The 23,051-nt window shown below is 71.8% G+C and carries 8 protein-coding genes; all 8 read right to left on the reverse strand.

Going from position 1 to position 23,051, the window contains the following annotated elements; genetic code table 11:
- Nucleotides 1-10 precede the first annotated feature (10 nt).
- A complete protein-coding gene (locus tag ACWCPW_RS21820; RefSeq protein WP_449763250.1) occupies nucleotides 11-1,870 on the reverse strand; it encodes a hypothetical protein in 1,860 nt (619 codons plus the stop codon).
- Nucleotides 1,863-7,121 carry a hypothetical protein gene (locus ACWCPW_RS21825; RefSeq protein ID WP_449763251.1) on the reverse strand — a complete coding sequence of 1,753 codons (5,259 nt, stop codon included), beginning with the start codon at nucleotides 7,119-7,121 and terminating at the stop codon, nucleotides 1,863-1,865. The genes ACWCPW_RS21820 and ACWCPW_RS21825 overlap by 8 nt, the downstream gene beginning before the upstream one ends.
- Nucleotides 7,102-10,359 (reverse strand): hypothetical protein, encoded by a 3,258-nt coding sequence (locus ACWCPW_RS21830; RefSeq protein ID WP_449763252.1) that lies wholly within the window; start codon nucleotides 10,357-10,359, stop codon nucleotides 7,102-7,104. Before ACWCPW_RS21830 ends, ACWCPW_RS21825 begins: the two co-directional genes overlap by 20 nt.
- Complete coding sequence (locus ACWCPW_RS21835; protein ID WP_449763253.1) at nucleotides 10,356-11,516, reverse strand: Kelch repeat-containing protein; 1,161 nt, start codon at nucleotides 11,514-11,516, stop codon at nucleotides 10,356-10,358. The genes ACWCPW_RS21830 and ACWCPW_RS21835 overlap by 4 nt, the downstream gene beginning before the upstream one ends.
- A gap of 28 nt (nucleotides 11,517-11,544) precedes the next feature.
- A complete protein-coding gene (locus ACWCPW_RS21840; protein ID WP_449763254.1) occupies nucleotides 11,545-16,179 on the reverse strand; it encodes a DUF6603 domain-containing protein in 4,635 nt (1,544 codons plus the stop codon).
- Between the two features lies 1 nt (nucleotide 16,180).
- A complete protein-coding gene (locus tag ACWCPW_RS21845; RefSeq protein ID WP_449763255.1) occupies nucleotides 16,181-18,877 on the reverse strand; it encodes a S8 family serine peptidase in 2,697 nt (898 codons plus the stop codon).
- Nucleotides 18,878-19,361: 484 nt separating this feature from the next.
- On the reverse strand, nucleotides 19,362-20,336 hold the full coding sequence (locus tag ACWCPW_RS21850; RefSeq protein ID WP_449763256.1) for an alpha/beta fold hydrolase: 975 nt from the start codon (nucleotides 20,334-20,336) through the stop codon (nucleotides 19,362-19,364).
- Nucleotides 20,337-21,215: 879 nt separating this feature from the next.
- The gene (locus tag ACWCPW_RS21855) at nucleotides 21,216-22,694 is read right to left on the reverse strand and encodes a beta-N-acetylhexosaminidase (protein WP_449763360.1); all 1,479 of its coding nucleotides are present in this window, start codon (nucleotides 22,692-22,694) and stop codon (nucleotides 21,216-21,218) included.
- Nucleotides 22,695-23,051 lie beyond the last annotated feature (357 nt).

Raw genomic sequence — 23,051 nt, forward strand, 5'->3', positions numbered from 1 at the left:
GCGATCGCGCCTACCCGGTCGCCGGGCCCGCCGGCGGGTCCGTGTCGGTGAGGAAGTCGAAGGACAGGCCGCTGGAGGCCTCGGCGCGGCCGGGGCTGCGGCGGGTGGCGAGCCAGAGCGCGACCCGGCCGTCGCGACAGCGCGTGCGGTTGTAGGCCACGGTGATCCCGGTGCCGGTCTGCGGCACCTCCTCCTCGTTGACGAAGTATGCTCGGCCCAGGTCGAACCCCTCGCGCAGCAACGACGTCCGGGCCCGCACCGGCAGGCCGTCGACCACCCCGGGCATGGCCGCGCGCTGCAGCCGGATCTCGCGGTTCTGCCCGGGAACGTGTACCGGAACGAACGGAATCCAGTTCTCCGGCACCGAGTTCATCGCCTCGTAGCCCACCGGCGCCGCCGCCGGCGGCGGATCGGCCGGCGGATGCAGCCGCAGCCTGTGCGCGAGGATCTCCGCGGCGACCTCGGCGCCCCGCCGGGGTTCGCCGGTGGGCAGCCGTACGGTCTGTTCGATGCCCCACACCATGTTCGCGCTCTCGTCGCGGACCAGCAGCACCTCCTCCAGGACCGGACCCTCGGCCACCTTCGGCACGCTCGGCGGCAGCAACAGGTCGGTGTCCGCCTCGACCGACGCCTCGCCGATGGTGTCCAGGGTGAACATCGACCAGCGCTGCCAGTCGGCGTCGTCGCCCGAACCCGCGGGCGTGATCCACAACTTCCGGCCGAAGACGTCCGTCACCGCGAGGCCGCGGACGGAGGCCAGCGTGCCGACCGGCAGATCGCAGGGCAGTTGGAACCAGTCGTTGCTGTAGACGAGCGCGAACTCCAGGAAGATCAACCGCGCGAGGTCGGTGCTGTCCGGGCGCACCGCGGCGAAGTTGGTGCGGCCGTCCTCGATCGCCCACCAGCGCGGCAAGGGCATGCCGGAGAACCGGACCGGCGCGGGAAAGACGGTACGGTTCAACGCCTGGGGCGGCGGGACGGTCCCCCCGAGCGGGCCGGAGGGATCGACGGAGAACGCGTGCCAGTCGAGGGTCCCGCCGGGATACTCCTGGGCGGTGAGCACCTTCTCCCCGCCGCCCGGCGCGCCGACGGCGACGGAGAACCGGTGTTCCAACCGCTCGGGATCCCAGGCCGTGTTCGTGGCGTGCGTCGTGGCATCCTCGGCCGGCTGGTCGATCAGGGCCTCGAACCAGTCGACCAACCGCTTGCCCAGTTTGGTGAGTTCGTCCCGGTGCAGCCCCAACAGCCCGCCGATGCCCTCGTGGGCCGGGCGCCCGCGCTTGAGGTCCAGGTAGAACTGGTACCCGTCCATCCGGCGGCCGGCGACCGCCTGCATCGACGACCAGACCTCGGGGTGCGCCACCCGGGGGCTGTCCGCGTCGACCGCGGGATCGGGCAACGCGATCGGGTAGCGCGCGATGTACTTCTGCCGGACGTTCAGGCTGATCAGGTTGAGCAGCAGGTTTCGGCCGACGAGCTTCATCCATCGGCGGCCGATGGCCAGTCGCAGATCGAAGGAGATCCGGTCGGCGCCGAACGCGAACGGCAGGCGCCGCCGTTCGGCGACCGCCTCCAACGGGCGATCCACGGGCAGCGGTTCCACCGCGCCGCCGGCGGGACGGAACCTGGTCGGGGTCGTGGCGACCACCGAATATGTGGCGGTGACCGGCGAACCGGCGTCCGCGCCGCGGAACTCGCCCATCTGCCACTGCCGGGTGAGCATCCACAGCGGATCACGCGCCTCCGCACGCAGCGCACGATCGAAGTCGGTGGTGCGCGGTCTTCCCTCGACGCGGTTCCACAGGCCGACGGTCGGCGCGTCGCGCTGGTCCAGCGCCGCGCGGAGGTTTTCGATACGGGGCTCAGTCACGGGACTTCCAGCGGAGGTTGGCGATCGCGAGATCGGTGCCGATCGTGATCGGTTGGCGCGTGGCCGACATGACCGTGGCCGGCAGCAGTTGCGCGTAGGCGGTGTCGTCCAGGTGTCCCGGTTCCACGGCCCGGATCGTGGCCAGTTCGAAGGTCTCCTCGATCGCGGCGACCAGGTCGTCCCAGGCCCAGGTGCCGGTGGTGGTCGGCGGGACGACCAGGAGCATCGCCTGCGGGGGCTCGGAGTCGGGACCGTCGAAGTGCACCGCGATCCCGGTGGTCTCCCGCGCGGCGGGGACCACCTCGGTCCACTCGTCGAACAGCAGGCCGCAACGTCGGGGGCCGGCGAGCAGCGGCTCGGGCATGTAGTGCGCGGTGAACAACAGCCGGTCCTCGAGGATCTCGGTACCCGCCTTGAACTCCATCGCCAGCCAGTGGTCGTTGGTCCGGTACGGGAACTGGACCGGGGTCAGTTGCGGCTCCTGCCAACCCGCGAGGTTGCTCAGCAGCCCGCCCGGTCCGCGCAGCGCGTCCCCGAGTGCGACGGCCTTCTCCCACAGGCGCGGCTTCTCCCGCACCCGGGCGACGCCGTGCACCCAGTCGTCGACCGGGAAGTCCCGGCCGAAGTCGTCGACGAGGTGTTGGACCAGCTTGGTGCTGTCGGTGCGGGCCTTCTTCCAGTCCTGGGCCAACTGGTCCGGCGGAGTGAACTCGGGTACCACCAGGACGTCCTCGCCGAGCATCGCCACCAGCGCCTCGGTCGCCGCCCGGACCCGCTCCGGGTCGGTCGCCGCCTGGTCGTGCGCGGTGAGTGCCTTGTCGGCGGCGGTGAGCCGGCCGGTGACGTCGACCTGCAACGCCTGCGCCCGATCCAGCAGATCCCGACCCAGGACGACGACGCGATCCTCCGCCGGCGTCAGGTCCAGACCGACCGGGTCGAAGGCGCTCAGCGGCAGCAGCGCGCGGACCTCCGCCAACAGTGTGGACAGTGTCGTCTTCGTGGTCCTGGCCACCCGCTTGAGCCCCTGCAGACGGGAATCGAACGCCGACCGCCTGGTGCCCACGGTCGTGCGCAGCTTCGCGGGAGTCGACGGGCGCGGGCTGGTCGGCGTCGTGGTGAGCAGGCGTTCGGCCTGTTCCAACAACCGATACCGGTCCTCGGTCGGGGTGGACGACGGCAGCGCGTCGTAGCGCGCGATGAGCGTGTCCGCCTCGGCGAGCGAACCCTCCATCCGGTCCGCGGCCACGTCCACCGTCCGGAGCACGTCGCGGAACAACCCTCGGCGCCACTCGACCAGTTCCGACCAACCGCTGCGCAACAGGCCGAAACCCCCGGCCGTGGTGGCCAGTTGGCTGTGGGTGGTGAGGAGGGCGTCGATCCGGGTGAGGATGTCCGCGCGCCGCGGGGGAGTCGGGTCGGGCGGGTACAGCGACACCAGCGCGGTGAGGTGGTCGGCCACCCTGGCGCGCAGCGCCTCCAGACCCGTGCGCACGGCCGCGGGCCGTTCCCTGGGCACCACGACCGCGTCGTCGGCCGAGCGGTCGACCGTGACGGCTCCCGCGGCGGCCATCGGGTCGGTGGGGCGCAGCGGCCGGGAGGTGGTCAGCAGCGAGCGCAGGGTCTCCACCAGCGGCGACACCTCGAACAAGGTGACCTTGCCGGCGACCCTGGTGGTGTATTCGATGGCGAGCCGCACGTCGGGACGGGGCTTGTCCCGGGTGACGACGACGCCGATGATCCGGTCGTCGAGGTCGGTCATCGCCGCGTCGTCAGTCGGTCGGATCGTCCACAGGAGGTCGATGGGTTGCAGTTCCAGGTCGGCCTGGTCGACCACGCTCTCGCGTCGTAGTCCGGTGAGCGGATCGGTCCAGCTCACCAGGGCGACCACGTCCTGCTGCCCCGGCAGCAGGGTCGGCAGCCAGTCGTTGACGGCGGGTTCGGCCTTGGCCCGCGGGCCGTCGCCGCGGAAGCGCAGGGCGCCGTTGTTCGGGGCCAGCCCGGCGGTGAGCTGCACGGCGAACCGGTGGGTCAGGGTGATCCCGCTGCGCGGGGTCTCGACCACGGCGGGGCGGGGCGGAAAGCCCTCCTTGGCGTAGGCGTCCAGGGTCGCGGAGGCGCGTTCGGTGTTGCCGAGCAGCACCTGATGGGTGCTTTCGGCCACCGCGAGGTCGGCCAGCGCGTCGTGGATGTCGAGCAGGTGTCGCAGCTCGGCGTTCATCGCCTCCTGTTCGTCGGCGGAGGCGTCGGGCATGTCGTCGGCGCCGAAGGGATACGTCGGCGTGACCGGCGGGCGGGTGGCCCGGCGCACCAGTTCGAGGCCGTCGACGACGTTGCGGGCCTCGATCACGTCGACGTGGTCCCGCGTGTTCGGCGCGATCTCGGACAGCTTGCCCGCCCGGAGGGGGAAGGCGCGTCGCAACGCCGGGAGAAAACCGTCGAGTTCGATCCCGGGGTGGCCGTCGTGCAGCCCGCGCTCGAACCGTCGCCCCAGCAGCGCCCCGAGCGATTGACCCGTGCGCAGCCCGTCGAGCAGCGCGAGCGCGATCCGTACCCGTTCGGAGCTCAGGTTCACCGCGAACGAACCGGGGTCGGCCGCAGAGCCGTTGGCCAGGTAGCCGGCCCTGAGCACGGCGGCCGTTGCGGCGTGGCTCGGCGAAGGGGCGTGCGTGTAACCGCCGTTCGCCCGATCGTGGGTGATCGAGGTGGTCCCCATGACCGTGGCCAGCTCGCCGGACAGCGGGATCGAGGTGAGCCCCTCGGTGGACCTCGGGCGGACCTGCTCCAGGCGCCCGTAGCACCCCAGGTGCACACCCCGGCGCGGGGTGTCGCCGCCGTCGATCCCGAACCGCAGTTCGGCCAGGCGCTCGTTGGCCAGGCCCAGCAGCCAGGCGTCGAGTCGGTACGTCGCGCAGTCCAGGTGTTCGGCGAGCACCCGTTCCAGCCGGGCCGTGGGCAGATCGGCGAGCAGTTCGACGGCGTCCAGTTGTTCGGCGAGCGGGACGGTGGCCGCGTGGGTCTCCAGTACCCCGGGGATGAACTGGTGGACCAGGAGGTTGGGATCGGTGCTGTGGGTGATCGCGGAGTCGGGGGCGTAGAGCTGCCGGTATCGGCTCTCGCTCGGCGGTGGCTGTGCCTCGCCCGGTCGTTGGGTGCGCACGTGGACGAACGGGGGGTCGGCGAGCGTGGGGGCGGGCCGACCCGCGGCGACCGCGAGTGCCCGGCCGGCGTCCTCCCAGCCGAGCAGGATCGCGTGGCGCAGCAGCAGGTAGAGGAGGGCCGAGGGCGGCCGGTTCCGGGCGAACCCGTTCTCGAGGCGCACCTTGTCCAGATCGGTGCGGCCGTTGTCGACGAGCCAGTGCAGGTAGTTCCGGGCGTCGGGTGCGGGAGTGTAGGCGCGGACCGGGTCGGTCTCGGAGAGCGGGCGGTCGTCGACGAGGGGGGCGAGCAGGGGGTGCTGCTCGCCGACGAACAGGCGGCGGATCAGCGCCGGGTCGGGGCGCTCGGGCGGGTGCGCGTCGTAGCCGAACCGCTTCAGGAGCCCGCGGATGGGGTCCGGCATGTGCAGGACGTGGTCCAGGGTGTCCGTGACGGTGGTGCCCAGACCGCCGAGGTTCTCCCGGTTGAAGATGTCCTCGACGCTCTGCGCGTGCCGCTGGTGGTACTCGGCCGAGGTGGGGTGCAGCGCCAGGATGTCCAGGAGCCGCTGGTGCGGGTCGGGGGTGCCGGCGTCGACGCGTGCGACCTTGGCGGCCGCGGCCCGCCAGTCCTCCAGCGCCTCCCGCAGCAGATGGTGCAGGGCGACGCGGTGTGTCGACGCGGCCGGCCAGGTCATTCGGCTGAACGCGGTGGTGGGCAGGATCCCGTACGGCTGGCGGCCGATCCGGACGGACGGGATCGGGCCGCGTCCGCTGACGTTGCGGACGAAGAACTCGCGCGTCTGCGCCGCGGCCTGCGCGGGCACGATCGGATGCAGGGTGGTGCGCAGGAAGTTGCCCCAGGTCGCGGGCCACAGCGCGGTGTTCGCGGCGCGCGCGTCGCGCTGGTCGCTACGGTCGGCGTTGGGCATCCCGGTCGGCACCGCGGGGTCGATGCCCAGCAGTTCGGCGAAACACTGGCCGTCGGTCCTGGCGGTCCAGTCGTCGGGCGCGGCCGCGGCGGCGTAGCCCACGGTCGCGCGCAGGGCGGCGTCGATCTCCTCGCGGGCGTCCTGGCCCGCGGGCGCCTGTTCGGTGTTGTTGGTGGGCGTGCCCTGGGGCAACAGGGCGTAGCCCGCCGGGCTGCGCAGTTGCCGGGTGATCAAGTCGCCCAGCTCGACGGCGGACTGTTGCGGGTCCGTGCGCTGTCGCAGGCCCAGCACGACCAGTCGGTCGACGCCGTGGCGGTTGTGCTCGTCGAGCGGGACGCGGATCCCCATGCCCACGTCGACCGCCGCTTGGAAGTCGGTCAGCCAGCGCAGGGCGACCGGCACCCGCAGCTTGCCGGTCCGCTCGTCGACCTTGAGTTGCTCGGCGGTGCTCGTGCCCGGGTCCGGGCCGACCGTCAACTCGTCGGGGATGTTCGCGCCGGGAACCGAGAACACCTGGGTGGGGCCCACGTATCCGAGCGCGACGAACCGGTCGGGCAGCAGCCGTGCCTTGGCGGGCCGGGTCCACGAGTCGCGGGCGACCTGGGCCGGGCGGGGCAGCACGAGGAAGGCCACCACGACGTCGCCGCGCGGGTCGGTGGGCGCGGCGTCGATCCCGGTGGGCGGTCGGGTGCGGATGCCTTGGGCCCGTACGGGACCGACGGCGGCCAGCAACGCGACGTCGGCGGAGCGCAGTTGGTCACGGTCGCCGTGCGCCCGCCACACCGCGGTCCAGTAGGTGACGGTGGGCTGTCGGTCGGCCGTGGCCGGCGCGGTGGCGCCGACGAGGACCAGCACGACCGTGTCGGCGGGCACGTTCGCGGGTTTCTCGGCCTGGTTGGTGGGCGGGTGGGCGCCGCGCAGCCAGGTCGCGCGGCCCGGGGCGACCCGGGCGACCAGCTCGTGCCACGCCACCTGCTCCGCGCCGGCGTCGCCGCCCGCCCGCCACAGCGCGGTCCAGTAGGCGCTCAACGCGGCGAACTCGGCCTCGCTGGGCAGGGGTTCGAACTTGTCGATGGCCCACTCGTCCGGGAACACCCGGATCAGCAGCTCGTCGGGGGTGAAGCGGGTCTCCAGTCGGACGGGGCCGAGCAATACCGGAAGGTCGTCACTGAGCCGGTCGAGCATCGAGCAACATCTCCTGTGCGTGTACGGCGATCAGTACCGGTGCCTGGAAGAGCATGTAGGCGATGTCGGCGGAGCTCAGTCGCGAGTGCCACAGCGGCAGGGCCGCGTCCTCGCGGCGCTGCTCGCGCTTCTCCTGGTCGTCCTCGGAGCCGTCGAACCGCACGAGCGGGACCTGGGTGCCCGGGTCCAGGGTGACGAAGCCGTGGTCGAGCGGATCGATGTCCCGCCAGGACAGGTCGTTCCACACCTCGATCGGGGTGCCCGGGCCGTCGTCGGCGCCGAAGCGGGGATCACCGGGACGTTCCTTGATCACGAAGAACCAGCCGGCGTCGTCGGGCGGGTTCCCGCGTGCCTGAGCGGCCGTCAGATCGAAGCCGAGCAGGGTGATGTCCGGCTCGACCTTGGCCTCGTAGATCGGCAGTTTGACCAGGTCCGGGGAGGGGCGTTCGCCGTCGGGAACGTGCGCGAGCACCCGTTCCACGTTCGGATCGACGACGCCGTCGTCGTTGGTCCCCCACGTCGCGCGGTGCGCGTAGACGGCCGCCGTCGGGTATTTCTTGAGCAGTTCGCCCCGGATGACCAGGACGAGCTCCTCCTCCTGGACCAGGTCGCGATTGTCGTGCCCGCCCAGCACGGTGGCCTTGGTCCAGGTCTCCATCCGGGTGATGTCGTACAGGCGTTCGCGGCGCTCCTCGGCGCTCTCGCCGGGCTTGGGCAACTCCGCGCGCGGGTCCCAGAACTGGCGGAAGGGCGTGCCGCGTTGATCGGTCGGATACTCGCGCCACAACAGCTCGCGGGCCATCTCGTGGTTGAGCCCGGCCATGAACGCCTCGATGAACTCCTGGTCGGTCGCCAGCAGGGTGATCGTGTTCGGCGGGATCAGGCCCAGGTTGGGCACGAACGTGTCCACGGACATGTCCAGCAGCGTGCGATACATCGGCAGGTCGACCACCGGATAGGCCATCGCCTCGATGAACCGCTCGGCGAACGGCCGCAGCCGCTCGGGCAGGCTGACCTCGCTCAGCAGTTGTCGGGGCACGGTCGCGTCGGCACGCAGTTCGCCGAGCATGCGATCGGTGACCGGGGCGACGCCGAGCGGCTCGCGCGCGTCCGTGCGCCCGCCGACGGCGGCGGTGTCGAAGCCCCGGTGGAGGTCCTTGAGCGCGAGTTTGAACCGCTCCGCCTCCTTGCTGTCCGCGCCGCCCGGGTGCGGGACGATCCCCTCGCCGGGAAGGCTGATCAGGAAGTCGGCGCTGGTGTGCAACTCGTCGACGGGGTCGAACGCTTGCGGCCCGGTCGAGGTGTGCGGGTGCAGGATGTCGGCCAGTTCCTTCGGGGTGACGATGGCGGACGGGGCGGCCTTGGGCGCGGCGGCGGCGATCCCGGTGGCCGGGTCGTCCATCCGGGGCAGCAGGGCGGCCGGCGGCGGTTGGCCTGCGCCGAACGGCAGGGTGCGCATCAGTCGCGATCCCGGCCGGGTGATGCGCCGCATGGCCGGCGACACCGGCGCTGCGGCGATCCTGCTGCGGGCCACCTTGAACCCGAGGGCGACCGGCGGGGCCGCACCCGCGTCGTCCAGGGTGCTTGCCGACGACGCGGACGCGGTCACCCGGGAGCCGGCGGGCGCGGTCAGTTGCAGTGCCCTGCCCGACGGGGACGGGGCGGGGTCGGCGGCGGTCCGGACGGCCGGGGGATCCACCGGGGTCAGGTGCTTCGCGTGCAGCACGTGACCGACCTCGCAGGCCAGTTGCGCGGCGCGGATCCGGTCGTTGGCCGCGAGCACGTCGCCCACCTGTTCCCAGGCGGCGGCCATGAACTCCTCCTGGCGGGTGCGAACCACCTGGGCGCCGAAGTTCGCGGCGATCCGAAAGCGCGGATCGAGGTTGAGCCGGTGCACCCAGTTGCGGTTCTCCGGGGCGAGGATCGGCGTTCCGTCGCGCTCGGACAGCAGCCGGGACGCGCGGGCGTGCCAACGCCCGTACAGCGGCGGCGTGATCACCGGATCGACCTGGTCGGCCGCGATCCCCGACTCCGGGCCCACCGTGGCGGCGAAGCGCGCGTGCGCCGCCGTGGGCGCGTGTTCGAGGTAGTCGTCGGCCAGGTTGACCAGGTGGGCGAGTGCCTGCTGGAACGGATGCGGGTAGGGCAGTGGCACCGGCGGCGCGGGCAGCGGTGGGGGCGGGGGCGGCGGCGGGGGGAACCGGCCGTCCCAGTTGTCCCACAGGTCCTGCTCGCGGTCGGGAACGCGCAGCGCCCCGCCGAGTTTGAGCACCCCGCCCAGCGCCGCGGGCGTGGTGATCCCGGGCAGGCCGGGACCGGGCGGACGCTGCACGTCGACATCGCGCCGGCCCACCCGTTCGTCGGCGTGCCCCGGTTGCAGCAGCCGGACCAGGTACTCGAAGTCGCCCGCGGTGCCGGTGGCGAAGAACCACCGGTGGTAGTAGGGCAGTTCCCCGGGTGCCCGGCGGTTGGGGTAGCTCGGTCCCCAGGCACAGTGCGCCGCGGTCGGCGCGCCGGCCGGGTCGAAGCCGAGGCCGGCCAGCCGCCCGGTCTCGAACGCGGGGACCAGGAACGCGTGATACCCCGTGTCGGGCCGCAGATGGCGCGGACAGATCAGCCGGGAGCAGGCCCGGTCGGGAGTGGCGGCGAGCACACCGCGCAGCGCGGACAGCGCGGCGGGCATGTTCTCCGAGACGATCGGGGCGTCGAGTTCACCGTCGACGTGCACGTGCGCCCACGCGCCGAGGTGCTCGGGCGGCGGCAGCGTGCCCGCCGGGTCGGCGACGCCGATGTACGGCAGCGGTCGCCCGGGGAGCTTGCCCTCGGTGAACTCGCCCGGCTCGCCGGAGTCCTCCGGCGCCTCCAGCACGACCAACGCGAGCCACGGCCGCAGCCGCCCGGTGTCCGCCTCGGGGGCGAGCGGACTGTACTGCCAGGGGAAGTCCTCGTCGTAGAACTCGATGTGCGCCAGGTAGTTGGGCTCGGCGTTGGTGACCCAGGCACGCGGCTCGGTCCGCGAGACCACGCGCGGATCGATGCCGACGATGTCGCCGGGACCGTAGAGCTGGACCTTTTGTTCCACGAAGTGCTGGGGCGGCGGGCCGCTGATCGGCTCGACGGTCAACTGCAGTTTGACCGGGATCTCGGCGCGAGTGACCGGACCGGTGGGATCGGCGGCGATCCGGGTGGCGATCCCGCCGCGCAGCCAGGGCAGGAAGGAGTAGGCGTTCGCCGTCACGAACCGCTCCCGAACACCTCGGTGGTCGCAGTGAGTTCGTTGCCGGTCGGGTCGGCGGCGGCGAGTCCGGCCCGGACGGTTCCGCCGGTGACGAGCACCCGGCCGTCCGCCAGCGCGGTGGCGGCGAACGCCCAGCGGCCGAGCGCCGGTCCGGTCGCGGGGCTCCACGTCCTGGTGCCGTCGTCGAAGATCAGCGCGCTGCGATAGCCGACGCCGTCGCGCACCTCGGCGGTGCCGCCGACGAGCAGGAATTTGCCCGAGCCCAGCGGGACGACGCGGTGGAAGCCCCGGCCGCCGGGAGTCGCGGGCATGGCCGTCCACTTCCCGGTCGCCAGGTCGTAGCGCTCGGTGGTCAAGGTGGTGAACGGGTCGTAGGTGCCGTCACCGGGGACGCCGGGGGTGGCGCCGCCGAAGGCGAGCACCGCGGTGTCGGCCGCCTGCACGGCCTGATGCCGGCTCCGGGGCCGGAGCATGCTGCCGGTGGGCACCCAGGACTTGTCGCCGGGATTGAACAACTCGCAGAACGCGAGGGACACTTCGTCCTGTCCGGAGATCGGGGCGGTACCGCCGCAGACCAGCACCTGGCCACCCTTGAGCCGAACCGCGCAGTGGCCGGTCCGGGCGTCGGTCATCGTCCCGCCGTCGCTCCAGGCGCCGGTCAGCGGATCGTAGATCTCCGCCGAGCGCAGGGCCTTGAGCGAATCCCCGCTTCGGAGCGCGACACCGCCGGCCACCAGCACCGTCTTGTCGGCCAGCAGTACGGCACTGTGCCCGAAGCGCGCCTCGCGCATGTCGCCGACGGCCTCCCAGGTGTCGTGTTCCGGGTCGTAGACCTCGGCGGCGGCCAGGCCCGGGGACAGCGGCGAGGATCCGCTGGTGCCGCCGGTGACCAGGACCTTGCCGTTGTCCAGTCGCGTCACGGTGTGCAGTCGGCGCGGGAAGCGCAGCGGGACGGCGGCCGACCAGGTCGCGGCGGTCGGGTTGTAGAGCGCGGTCCTGGTGAGCACGACCGACGTGCCGTCCGTACCGCCCACCAGCAACACCCGGTTGTCGGGCAACAGCACGGCGCCGTCGTATTGTCCGTACCAGGCGGCCGGTGCCGGCAGGTCGCCGGTCTTCGTCCACGTTCCGATGGCCGCGGCTGCGGGACTGGTCATGGCGTCGAACCCTTCGTGGTGGCCGGGGTCATGGCGTGAGGATCTCGGTGCCGGCGGTGGCGACGGCGGCCTCGGTGGGCGCGGCCGGGCCGGACAGCACGACGCCGCCCGCGGCCAGCACCCGGCCGTCGGCCAGTTCGATCGCGGCGAAGTCGCCGCGGCCGACGGCCAGGCCACCGGTGGGCGTCCAGGTGCGGTGGGCCGGGTCGTACACGGTCGCGTTGCGAAGGCCCGCGGCGAAGGGCGGCCCGCCGGTGCCGCCGAGCACCAGGACCTTGCCCGAGCGCAGCCGCAGCGCGCGGTGCCCGGCCCGGCCGGCGGGCATGCCCGGGACCGCGGTCCAGGTGTCGGTGCCCGGGTCGTAGCGTTCCGCCGACGCCAGGGGGGCGAGGGTGAGCCGGCCGGCGGCGGGGATCTCGGTCGCGTCGCCGCCGGTGACCAGGACGGAGCCGTCGGCCAGGACGGTGGCCTGATGCCCCTTGCGCGGTGTGTTCAGGGTCCCGGCGGCGGACCAGGTGCCGGCCACCGGTTCGTACGACTCGCAGAACGCGAGCGCCGCCGGCCGCCCGCCCGTGGCCAGCGCGCCGCCGACGACCAGGACCCGACCGCCGGGCAGGACCGCGGCCCGGTGGCCGGATCGCGCGTCGGTCATCGGCTTCGCGGGCGACCACTTGCCGGTGCGCGGGTCGAACAACTCCGCCGAGGACAGCGCGGTGCTGCCGGTGCCGCGGACTCCGATACCGCCGGCAACGAGCACCGAGCCCGTGCTCAGCAGCGTCGCCGAGTGCTCGGCTCGGGCCGTCTTCGGGCCGGTCCCGGCGGGGGACCAGGTGCCGGCGATCGGATCGAGAATCTCGGCCGAGGCCAGTGGCGCCCCGTCCGCGCCCCGGCCGCCGACCACCAGCACCCGGCCGTCGTCGAGCAGCGTGGTCGAGTGCCCGCGCCGCGCGGTGGCCAGGTCCTTGCCGGCCGACCAGGTCTTGCGGGCCGGATCGAACAGCGCGGTCGCCTTGAGGGCCAGGCCCGTGGCGTCCGCGCCGCCGGCGACGAGCACGCTGCCGTCGCCGCGCCGTACCGCCTCCAGGCCCGAGGCCACGACCGGCAGCGCGGCCGTCTCCGACCAGGTGCCGGGCGTGGCCAGCGGGGCCGCGACCTCGGACACCGGAATCACGTGCAGCGTGTTCGCCAGACTCGGGTCGGCGTCGATCCAGTCGACGAGCGCGTCGGAGGCGGTCGCGTGGCTGCGGAAGCTGGTCACGCCCCGGTCGACGTCCGAAGTCGGCGCGAACGCCTGGAGGTTGTCGCGTCGGTGGGCGACGGCGAACCGCTGCCCGGTGATCCGGACGGTGTCCTCGGCGGCGAACGGTTGGCGCTGTTCGGCGTCCCGCCTGGACAGGGCCGATCGGCTGGTACTGCTGCCCTCCAGGAGTCGGTCGTAGATCGCGCTGCCGACGTTGTGGAACCGCTCGCGGCGGGTCGACCCCGGGGCGGCGGTTCGCCGGGCCCGCGAAGCGCCCGCGGGTTGTGCCCGCGCGGCGCCGGCGGTGCCGCTCTCGCGGCTGTCGAAGATGTGCAGTTCGTAGCGGGTGCTGCGGCGCACCACCCGGGCGGAGGCGAGCGCCGCGCGCTCCGCGCTCAACTCCAGCCCCGCGTCCTGGTCCTGGTACGCGGCGGCCGACAACTTCGCCGCGTCGTCCATGTCCTGGAACTGGGCCATCGCGAACTTGTCGTCGGGCTGCGACAGTTGCACCAAGCCACTGTCCGACGCCGGGGCGACGCCGAAGCGCCTGCCGTCGCTCGGCCGTTGCGAGCCCACCCGGTCGATCCGCACGTTCAGCGGGATCGCCCGCTGTTGCACGAACAAGGTACCGAGCGGGTGCAGTACGAGCCGGTCCGTCTCGGGCAGCGCGCGCAGCGTCACCCGGGTGTCGCCGCCGCCCGGAGGCAGTTTCGTCCGCCAGCCCTCGACCTTGGTGATCTCGCTCGCCAGCAGCGGCAGTACCGCGATCGGCGGCAGCGTGGTGTTGCGCTCCTCGCCCCAGCCGATGTCGAAGTCGGCGGAGATCTCCAGGAGCAGCAGGGAGATCGAACCGCGACCGCGGGCCCGCCACGGCGACGGCCCCTCCAGACGGAACCGCAGGTCGATGGTGAAGACCCCGACCCCGAACGCCTTCAGCGCGACCCCGGCGGTGATCTCGATCAGGAACGCGAACGGCGAGAACCGGAACAGCGCGTCGAAAGCGAGATGCCCCTCGATGCCGAAGTCCGAGAAGCCGAAGCGCAGTTCGGCGGCGGCGCCGAACTGGGCGGTGTTGCTGGTGACGGCGAAGTAGCCGGACACCCGGATCAGGCCGCCCGGCCGGTTGAGGATGTCGACCGACAGCCGGTCGGGTACCGGGAACGGCAGCGGCGGCGGCTTGAACGAGGGGTGGAAACCGCCCACGGTCAACACCAGATTGGGCTTGTCGCCCCAGTCGACGAGCAGGCCCAGGCCGCCGTCGAGGGTCATGGTGAGGATGCGCGACTCGAAGAGCTGCGCGAAGAACCACAACCGCGACTTGTCGAACTCGACCGCGCCGATGAAGGCGACCTTCAGCACCAAAAGCGCGAGGTCCTCGGTGGGCAGCGCGCACTTGAGCACACCCAGGACCGCCAGGTTGCCCGGGATCTCGATCACGACCCCGAGCGAGACGCTGACCAGCGTCGGCGTACCCCAACCGATCTTGGCCATCGGCCCGATCAGGAACTTCCCCTGCTCCGGCGGGAAGAAGGCGCGCAGGTCACTGAGGATCCGAGGCGCGTTGGCGACCACGTCCTTCGGGAACATCACCGACTCGACCCGGCCGGTGCGCACCCCCTCCGCGAGCGCCCGCAGGTTCATCCGGCGGTTGAGGCCGATCAGGCCGCCGACGGCGAGCAGGGTGAATCCGTAGCCCAGTTGCAGGCCGCCGGCACCGAACTCGGTGGTGATCACGATCAGCATCGAGAAGCCGTCGGACCCGTCCGGCATCCGGGTGCTGATCAGGCCGATCGCCTTCAGGTCCAGGAAGCCCGCGAACTTCAGCTCCAACGCGCCGGCGTACTCCCCGCGCGCGGAGTCCACGGACAGGAAACCACCGCCGGAGATCACCCCGGCGTCCACCGCGAGCCCGACGCCGGTGGGCGGCTTGAACGCGAACCCGAGATCCAACGGGCCCAGGTTGCCGCCGTCGCGGAACCGCGCCTTGACGATGACACCGACGCGGTCGACCGTCGCCTTGATCGGCCCCAGCTCCGCCGTGAACGCCGTGGAGATCTCCAGGGGCAGCGAACCGTCGGCGTCCAGGCCCACACTCAGGTACAGCGTGGTGACCTCGACCGGACCCAGTTCCAGGTGGGTGGGGATGGCCAGGTCCAGGGACCCGCTGCCCTCCAGGCGCAGTCCCCGGGACGGCGACCACAGGCCGCGCACGGTGAAGTCGGACTCGACACGTCCGCCGCCGGTGATCGTGGCGATGAAGCCGTCGCCCTCGGCGAGGTCGATCAGTACGTGGCCGCCCACCAGATCGACACGCGCGGTGGGCTCGAAGGTGGCGGTGCCACCGGCGCCGGCCTCCGCGGCGAGGCCGATCGCCGCGGTGAACCTGCCGATCTCCAGGCGCGATCCGCCGGCCTTGCCCAACAGCACGATGGGTGTGCCGTCGGCGTGCTCGGCGCTCGCGCCGACGGAGGCATCGAGCTGCAAGGCACCCGTCGACGGCCGGAGTTCGATGCTCAACGGGGGCCGGATGTGGCCTTCGAGCCCCGGCGCGAATCGGGTCCGTGCCTCGACGGCGAGTTTCCACAGCGGGCTGGGCGTGTACGAGCGGATGTAGTCGTCGGTGGCCGCCACGTCCACGCGGGTGGCCAGGGTGGGCGTCGTTCCGGTCGGATCGACGGCCAGCCGGAGCACGTACATGTCCAGCTCCTGCGGCCCACCGGGCGGCGCAGCGTACGTGAAGTGCCGGCCGTGGGCGACGAGATGCTCGATCAGGCGTCGGAACAGCTCGCTGCCGTCGAAGCCGGGTTTGCCGAAGTCGAAGACGTCGCCGAAGAGTTCACCGGGCGCGGTGAACAGGGTGGGCAGGCGATCGAAGCGCAGTGTCCGTCGGCGGGTCGGCACCACCGTGGGGTCCTGGGGATCGGGGATCACCTGGACATCGGTGAAGATCCCCAGCAGCGACAGCAGGTCGAGCGCGTTGCGGCTCTTGCTCTCGATGTGGGTCAGCAGCGCGAAGTCGAGCAGCCGTCGGGGAATTTCCTGGACCTCGGCGCGCAGCCGTACCCGCTGGGCCTCGGTCAGCCCGGTCCCGCCGACCACCGCGACGTCCAGAGCGGGCGCCAACGCGGTGATCGCCTGGAAGACCTGCCGCAACGCCCCGAGCAGGGCGACGCCCTCCAGGGTGATGCGCTCGGCGACGTCGTCCCCGATGGCCGCGTCGAGCCGCAGCACGATCGGCCCCAGGCCGCCCGACTGGATGGCGACCGTGCCGATCGCGCCCGACGCGGCGTCCAGCCCGCCCGGCAACCACAGGCCCAGTTGGGCGAAGAACACCTGCCGCCGGTCCGCGGCGAGCCGCTGCTCCAGCGGCCGCAGCGCGTTGGCGATCTCCCGGGCGAGCAATTCCACAGTGCCGGCGCCCATGTCAGCTCAGCCCCGCTCGCTCGTCGAGATCGGCCAGTCTGGTCCCTGGTAGCTCGAGCAGGAACTCGCGGTGCTCGACGATGGCTTCGCGCAGGGCGGGGCTCCCGGCGGCGGCGAGTTCGTCGAGCAGGCGGGCCAACCCGTCGGCCACGAGCCGTCCGCCGAGGGCCCGCGGCACGGGTTCGTCCTGGGCGAAGTCGCTGAGCAACAACCTGCGCAGGAGCAGCGGCCCGTGCATGCGCTGCCACGCCACGACCACGCGCCGCTCGGTGTCGACCAGACGTCGCACCTCTTCGTGGTGCGTGGAACTCAGGTCGGTGATGCGCCGCCCCGCCGGGCTCTGCGCCATCCGGGCCAGGACCTGGCGCACCCGCGTGACCAGGGGTACATGCGAGCCCGGGTAGGCGGCCGCGGGCAGGACGAGGGGCTCGCCGCGCTGCGCGATCTCCTGCGCGAGCGGGGCGGGCATCGCGGCCAGGATGGCCGCCTCGGCGTCGACCCTGCCATAGCCCCAACCACTGTCGAGCTGCGTCGGGGGGACCGGGGGGACGGGGTGTTTGCAGGTGCCGGTGAGGTGTCCGACGATCGTGGTGTGGTCGAGGTTGTTGTTCACCTCGAACATCAGGGCGATGACGCCGGTCACGAACGGCGCGGCCTGACTCGTCCCGTCCAGGGGCGTCAGGTGTTCGGGGTTCTGTGCGCCGGCCGCGACGGAGAAGATGCGGACACCGGGTGCGCACACCTCCGGCTTCATCCGAAAGTCGGTGGTCGGTCCCCGGCCGGAGAACTCCGCGAGAACGTCGCCATGTCCCGTGTCGTAGGCTCCCACGGTGATCGGGAGGCGGGCGGTGCCGGGGATGGTGACGGTCCGCGTGCGGTTTTGCTGCGCGGGGGCGAATCGCGCGGGTTGGTCCGGGTCGTTCTCGAGCGACCACATATCGAACAAGGTGGCGGTGCCTTGTGTTTCGTGCAGGGTCATCGTCCAGGTGCCCAGGCAGATCTGCCCGGAAAGCGGGGGATTGCCGCTGGGGGCGGGAGGATTGATCCGGACGATGATCTGACGTTTTCCGCTCGGCGCGGCCGACAGGTACGAGGTGACGGATACCGCGTGCTCGTTCGGTGGCTGCCCGAAGACGTGCGGCACGGCCGATGGATTCGCGCTGGGGGAGACCGGGGGCATCACCGGCCCGCCCACCAAGGGTGGCGGGGTCAGGGTGAAGTCCAACCGCCCAGGCCCCTGGTACCAGCAGACGAAGGTGTCCGTGACGAGGTCGCTGAAGATCACCGGGAAGCTGCGGGTGGTCGTGCCGAAGGCGGACACCTCACCGAACGTGTGTTGCCCGGGATGGTGGATGGGCGGAAACCACGGCGGCGGATTGAACAGCCCGCCGTTGTTGCCCGCGGAGACCACGATCGACCGTCGGGTCGCACCGATCAACAGGTCGTCGAGGGCCGCCTCGAAGGGGCCCGTGCCGTCGTGCGCGTGCCCGCTGCCGCCCAGGCTGATGTTCAGCACCGTGGGCGGCCTCGGGACGCCGTCGGCGAGCCATGGCTGCGCGAAGACGTGTTCGGCGCCCTGGATGTTCTCGGCGTCCGTCATCGTCGTGCGCACGATGGCGAGATCCGCGCCGAAGGCGAGGCCGACGGTGCGATCCGGAGAGCAACAGCCGGGTAGGCGGAATCCGGCCGCGATGCCCGCGACGTGGCTTCCATGGCCCACCATGTCACGCGAGACGAAGGCCGGCGGAGGCGGTGGGGTCGCGGGCGGCGGAGGCGGGGGCGGCACCGCGGCCAAGGCGGCGTTGATCTCGTCCCGGGTGATCATCCGGCCGCGGATGACGCTGACCTTGGGCTGGGTCCCGCCGGTCAGGGTGACGTCGGTCAGGCGGATGGGGTTGATCAGCCTGGTGTCGAACCTGGTGCCGTCGTACTGGCCGACGAAGTCGATTTCCACGGATTTGGCGGGAAGCGGTCCGCCGGTGACGACCAAGTCGGCCGGCGTGAGCCCGCCCAATTGGCCGAGCGCCGTCTTCACGGTGGCCGCGGTCAGGGGGAAGGTCAGCGCACCGGTCGCCTGGTCCTTGCCGGTGGGCGGTTGCCAGCGCAGCACGAGGGATCCGCCGGTCGGGTCCCCTTTGGTGGTGATGGTCTGACGTAGTGTCAGGTCGTAGAGCGACACGATTCGGGTGGTGCCGTCGAGCTTGCGGAACGCCCGGTGATGGATGTCGATCCCGCTGTCGAGGATGCCGACGACCACGCCGACTCCGGTCAGGTCGGGTGGGATGGAGTGGATCGGGTTGGCGGGGGCGTCGCCGGGGGTTTCGGCGGGGGCGTTGGAGAGGGCTTCGGTAGGGGTTTCGGCGGGGGTTTCGGTGGGGGCGGGGCCGGCGGCGTCGGGCGACGTCTCCGTCGGTGGCCCCGAGGGTCCGGTCCGGTGATTGCTGTGGATCGAAACCACGTTGTCGAGTTCGGCGACCCGTTCGAGGTCGATCGCGGTGATCGTGCCGACCGCGATGCGTGTGGTGTGGAACTCGGCCCAGAAACCGGCCTCCTCGACGGCGTCGAGGTCACCGGTGAAATGGAGCAGAACCTTGATCCGCTCCAGCCGGTCCAACCTCGCGGTCTCGTCGTCGCGCGGGGCCGCACGCTTGACCTCGTGCACCCGTGCGATCAGGGGCTCGTCGAGTTTTGTGCTCACCATCCGGCACCTCACACCCGATCGTCGACGTTCGCAGCGACGGTGCGGCCGGCATGTCGTACCAGCGGTCCGCGGAGTTCCTGCCGTCCCGTGGACGCGGGCTTGCAACCAGCCACCGATGGCCCCAACTTGGCGGCTGGAGCCCAGCATGAGCCGGGAGAAAATACGCTGTCAATCATCCGAATCCCCGGGTGTCGCACCCACGAGGACCGGCATTCCCCAGGACTGCGGCCCTCCATGGGCGAACATCCCGGCGCGAATCCACCGTCGATGTCACCCGCCCGGACCAACCCCGTGGCGCGCCCCGTCGCGCGCGCCGGTTCCGCCGCGTCGGCTCGCGGGCCGGATCGTCTCGTCGATCCCCGTGACGAGCCCGAGGACGTCAAGGAGACTCGGCCGCGATTGCCGACGGCACCGGTGGGCCGTCGGCGCGGGGTGGTGTGTGGCACCCCGCGCCGGCGTGGGGGTGGGGTGGGGGTGGGGGTCAACCGTCGAGGAAGCGGAGCAGTTCCGTGGTGACGAACCGTGGGTTCTCCTCGACGAGCCAGTGGCCCGCGTTCGGTACGTCCGCCGCTTGCACGATGTTGGTGATACGTGGGGTCGCGGTGGCTCGGATCGCGTCGAGTTGACCCTGCGCGGTCATGAGCAGGGTCGGGATGAGTACCGGTGCCGCGGCCGTGGTGTCGCGGACGTCCTTGTCGAGGGCGCGGTAGAGCTCGAAACCGCCCGACAGGACCTCGGGCCGGCGGTAGGTCCGCGCGTACTCGTCGATCTCGGTGTCGGTGAACGGGGAACGATCCGAAGTGCCGCCGAACGCCGTTCCGCCGAAGGAGACTTGGGGGTAGAACAGCGCCAGGTACTCGCGGACGTCGTCGCCGACCACGGCTTCGGGGACCCGGCGTTGGGAGTGGAAGGCGATGTGCCAGCTCAGTGAGCGGTAAGTGGGCGCGTCGACCGCGGGCCCGGGGAGCGGTAGGTCGAGGTAGCCGAGGCGGGCGGTGTCGGCGGGGAATTGGGCGGCGTACTGGAATGCCACCGCGGCACCGAAGTCGTGTCCGACGACGCGGGCGTCGCGTACGCCGAGCCGATCGGCGACGAGCGTGTGGACGTACCGCGCCAGGGTGGCTTTGTCGTAGCCGGTCGGGGATCCGGTGCTGTCGCCCAGCCCGGGAAGGTCGACCGCGTAGACGGTGTGGCGTTCGGCGAGCGCGGGCATGACCGGCCACCAGCCGAACCAGGTCTGAGGCCAACCGTGTATCAGCACCACCGGCGGGCCACTTCCGCCGGTCACGTAGTGCATGCGGACGTTGTCGACGTCGGCGAACTTGTGTTGGAAGGTGCTCGTGAACTTCGGGTCGTTGCGAGTGGCGGCGGCGTGGGCCGGAATGTCGTCGGCGGCCTGCGTGCCGCAGGCGGCGGCGCCGATCGTCAGGAGGAGGGCAAGGACGACGGTCGCCATCGTCCGCGCCGATCGGAGGGCGTGTCGCGCTGGTGAGCGGGATGGGGGAGCCATGTGTTCCTGTCCTGGAGGGGCGGTGGGTTCGGCGTCCGGTCGCGTTGATCGGTTCGTGGCGGATGTCCGCCCGGCGGGTGTCGCAGCCGGGACGGTCCGGAACACCGCTTGGTAGGTGGTGACTTCGTTCCGGTGAACGCTGGGCGCTCGACGAACGGCCACGTCGCCGAGGCCGGATCGATACCTGCGCGGGATGGCCCGCGGATGCGGTCATCGGAGTCGGCATGCCGGTGGCGCTCACTGAGGTTCCTCGCGTCGGGACACGCTCAGTCTTGTCAGGCCCAGCGGATGCGGCACGAAAACTTGCGGTTCCGGCAAGCTGATCTCGCGGACGACCTACCGGAGTCCGTCTCGACGCCGCCCTGAGCGCGGGTCGGGCCCGCACAGGTGCACAGGTGCACAGGGACTCGGCGAGCGCGTTCGCCCTCGTCCCCGTTCGGGGAGTCACCGCCCCCGGCTCCTGGAAACCGCCGCCGCCGGGGTGTTCTCGAGTTCGCTGCGCGGATCGACATCGCACAACGGCTTGCGGACCGGGTCGCTTCGGCCGGCGGCGACGTCGGCCGAACCGTCCGCATCGGCGCCGTGATCGTCTCGCGCGACACCGATCGCGCGACTTCGAGTTGCACTCCGCCGCTCGGGTGCCCGACATCGGCGGCGGGTTCGGGCCGCAGTAGCCCGTGGTCCTGTTGCGTCGACCTCGGGGCGACGGCTCGGCCGAGTCGAGTCGAGTCGGGTTCGGTCGGGCCGAGTCGGGTGGTCTTGGGTTGCGAATCGGGCGCGCGGGTCCAGGTGTTCGACACCGTGCGGAGGTGGGAGGGGTGGCGCTCAGGCCGTGTGCCAGGTGCGGCGGGGTTTGTGGTGCATTCGGCCGGGGATGCCGGGGCGTTGTTGCCACGGGTGTGGGCCGGCGGGGGGTCGGTAGGCGATGCCCATCGCTTCCAGGCGGGCGTAGTGCGCTTCGCGCATTCGCCGGTCGAAGTCGGCGAAGTCGCGCTCGTCCGGGTGCGCCGGCGTGGACCATGTCGCCTCCGCGAAGGCGGCGAGGCGGGGGAACGCCTGATAGTCCACGCGGGCGCGATTCTCGGTGATCTCGCTCCACAGGTTGGCTTGGGCGCCGATCACGTGCGCCGCGTGCGAAGTGCCGCTGAGCCGTGGCGGAACGGGCTCGAACCGGTAGACGTCCTCCAGCGTGTGCACCCACCCGAAGGGAACGGGCTCACCCGCGTCCGCCGACTGGACGTGGTCGAGGTAGACCTCCTGCTGCGGACACATCACGACGTCATGACCGGCCTCGGCGGCGGCGATGCCTCCCGCGTACCAGCGCCAGCACATGACCGCCGCGCCGGGGGCCAGGCCGCCTTGCCGGATCTCGTCCCAGCCGATCAGGCGGCGTCCCCGTGCGGCCAGCCAGCGGTCGAAGTGGCGGATCATCCAGGACTGGAGCCCGTCCTCGTCGCCGACGCCGAGTTCGGCGATGCGGGCCTGGGCGGTGGGCGACTTGCGCCATTGGTCCTTGAGGCACTCGTCGCCGCCGACGTGCACGTACCGCCCGGGGAACAGCTCCAGGAGTTCGGTGAACACGCCCTCGTAGAACTCCACCACCGCGTCGGTGGGGGCCAGCACGTGCGGGCTGACGCCCCAATCGGTCCACACCTCCAGCGCGCCGGTGTCCACCACGTCGGAGTTGCCCAGTTCCGGGTACGCCGCGACGGCCGCTTGTGAATGCCCGGGCAGGTCGATCTCGGGGACGATCCGAACATGCCGCTCGGTCGCGTAGGCGACGATCTCCCGCAGGTCGTCCTGGGTGTAGAAGCCGCCGTGCGGACGCTCGTCCCAGAGCGCCGGCTCCCCCCGGCCCAGCCGTGTGCGGGGCCGCCACGCACCCACCTCGGTGAGCCGTGGAGAGCGCTTGATCTCGACGCGCCACCCCTGATCGTCGGTGAGGTGCAAGTGCAGCACGTTCAGCTTGTGCGCGGCCAGCGCGTCCACATAGCGCAGCACGTCGTCCTTGGCCAGGAAGTGCCGTGCGACGTCGAGCATCAAGCCGCGCCAGGCGAAACGGGGCGCGTCCTCGACGGTCAGATAGGGGACGGCGACCGGATCGCGGTTCAGCGGCGCGCTCCGGAAGGCATCCGGGCCCCGCAGTTGACGCAGCGTCTGCCGCCCCCAGAACACACCCGCTTCGTCACCACCGACGATCTCCACTCGGTCGGCGGCCACGGTGAGTCGGTACGCCTCCGGCCCGAGTTCCGGGTCGATGCGACACTCCACCGTGTCGCCGATCGGCCCCGAGCCTCCGGTCATCTCCAGTCGACGTGGGGCGGGGATCAGGTTCGGCCTGTCGTTCACGCGCCCTCCGCTTCGAAGAAGTCGTTTGTGCGCCAGGAGGATTCATCCCCCGAAGGCAGTACGCCCAACCGGCATCCGAGCCGAGTCCACGCGACGTGCGACACCGACCGAGGCGAGCAACGAGCGTGGTGCGCCGCGCAGTTCGTAGACGAGGCGGTACATCGGCGCCCGGCTACGCCCCGGACCTGCGAGGGGCGCACAGGTGCACTGACGCACGGATGCACAGGCGCCCGAGCAGGCGCACGGCCCAACTACGTTGCGCGGCCGACTTGTTCTCGCCCTCGCCCGCTCGCGCGCGGCGCGTGGTTCTGC

This window comes from Embleya sp. NPDC001921, from assembly GCF_053594475.1.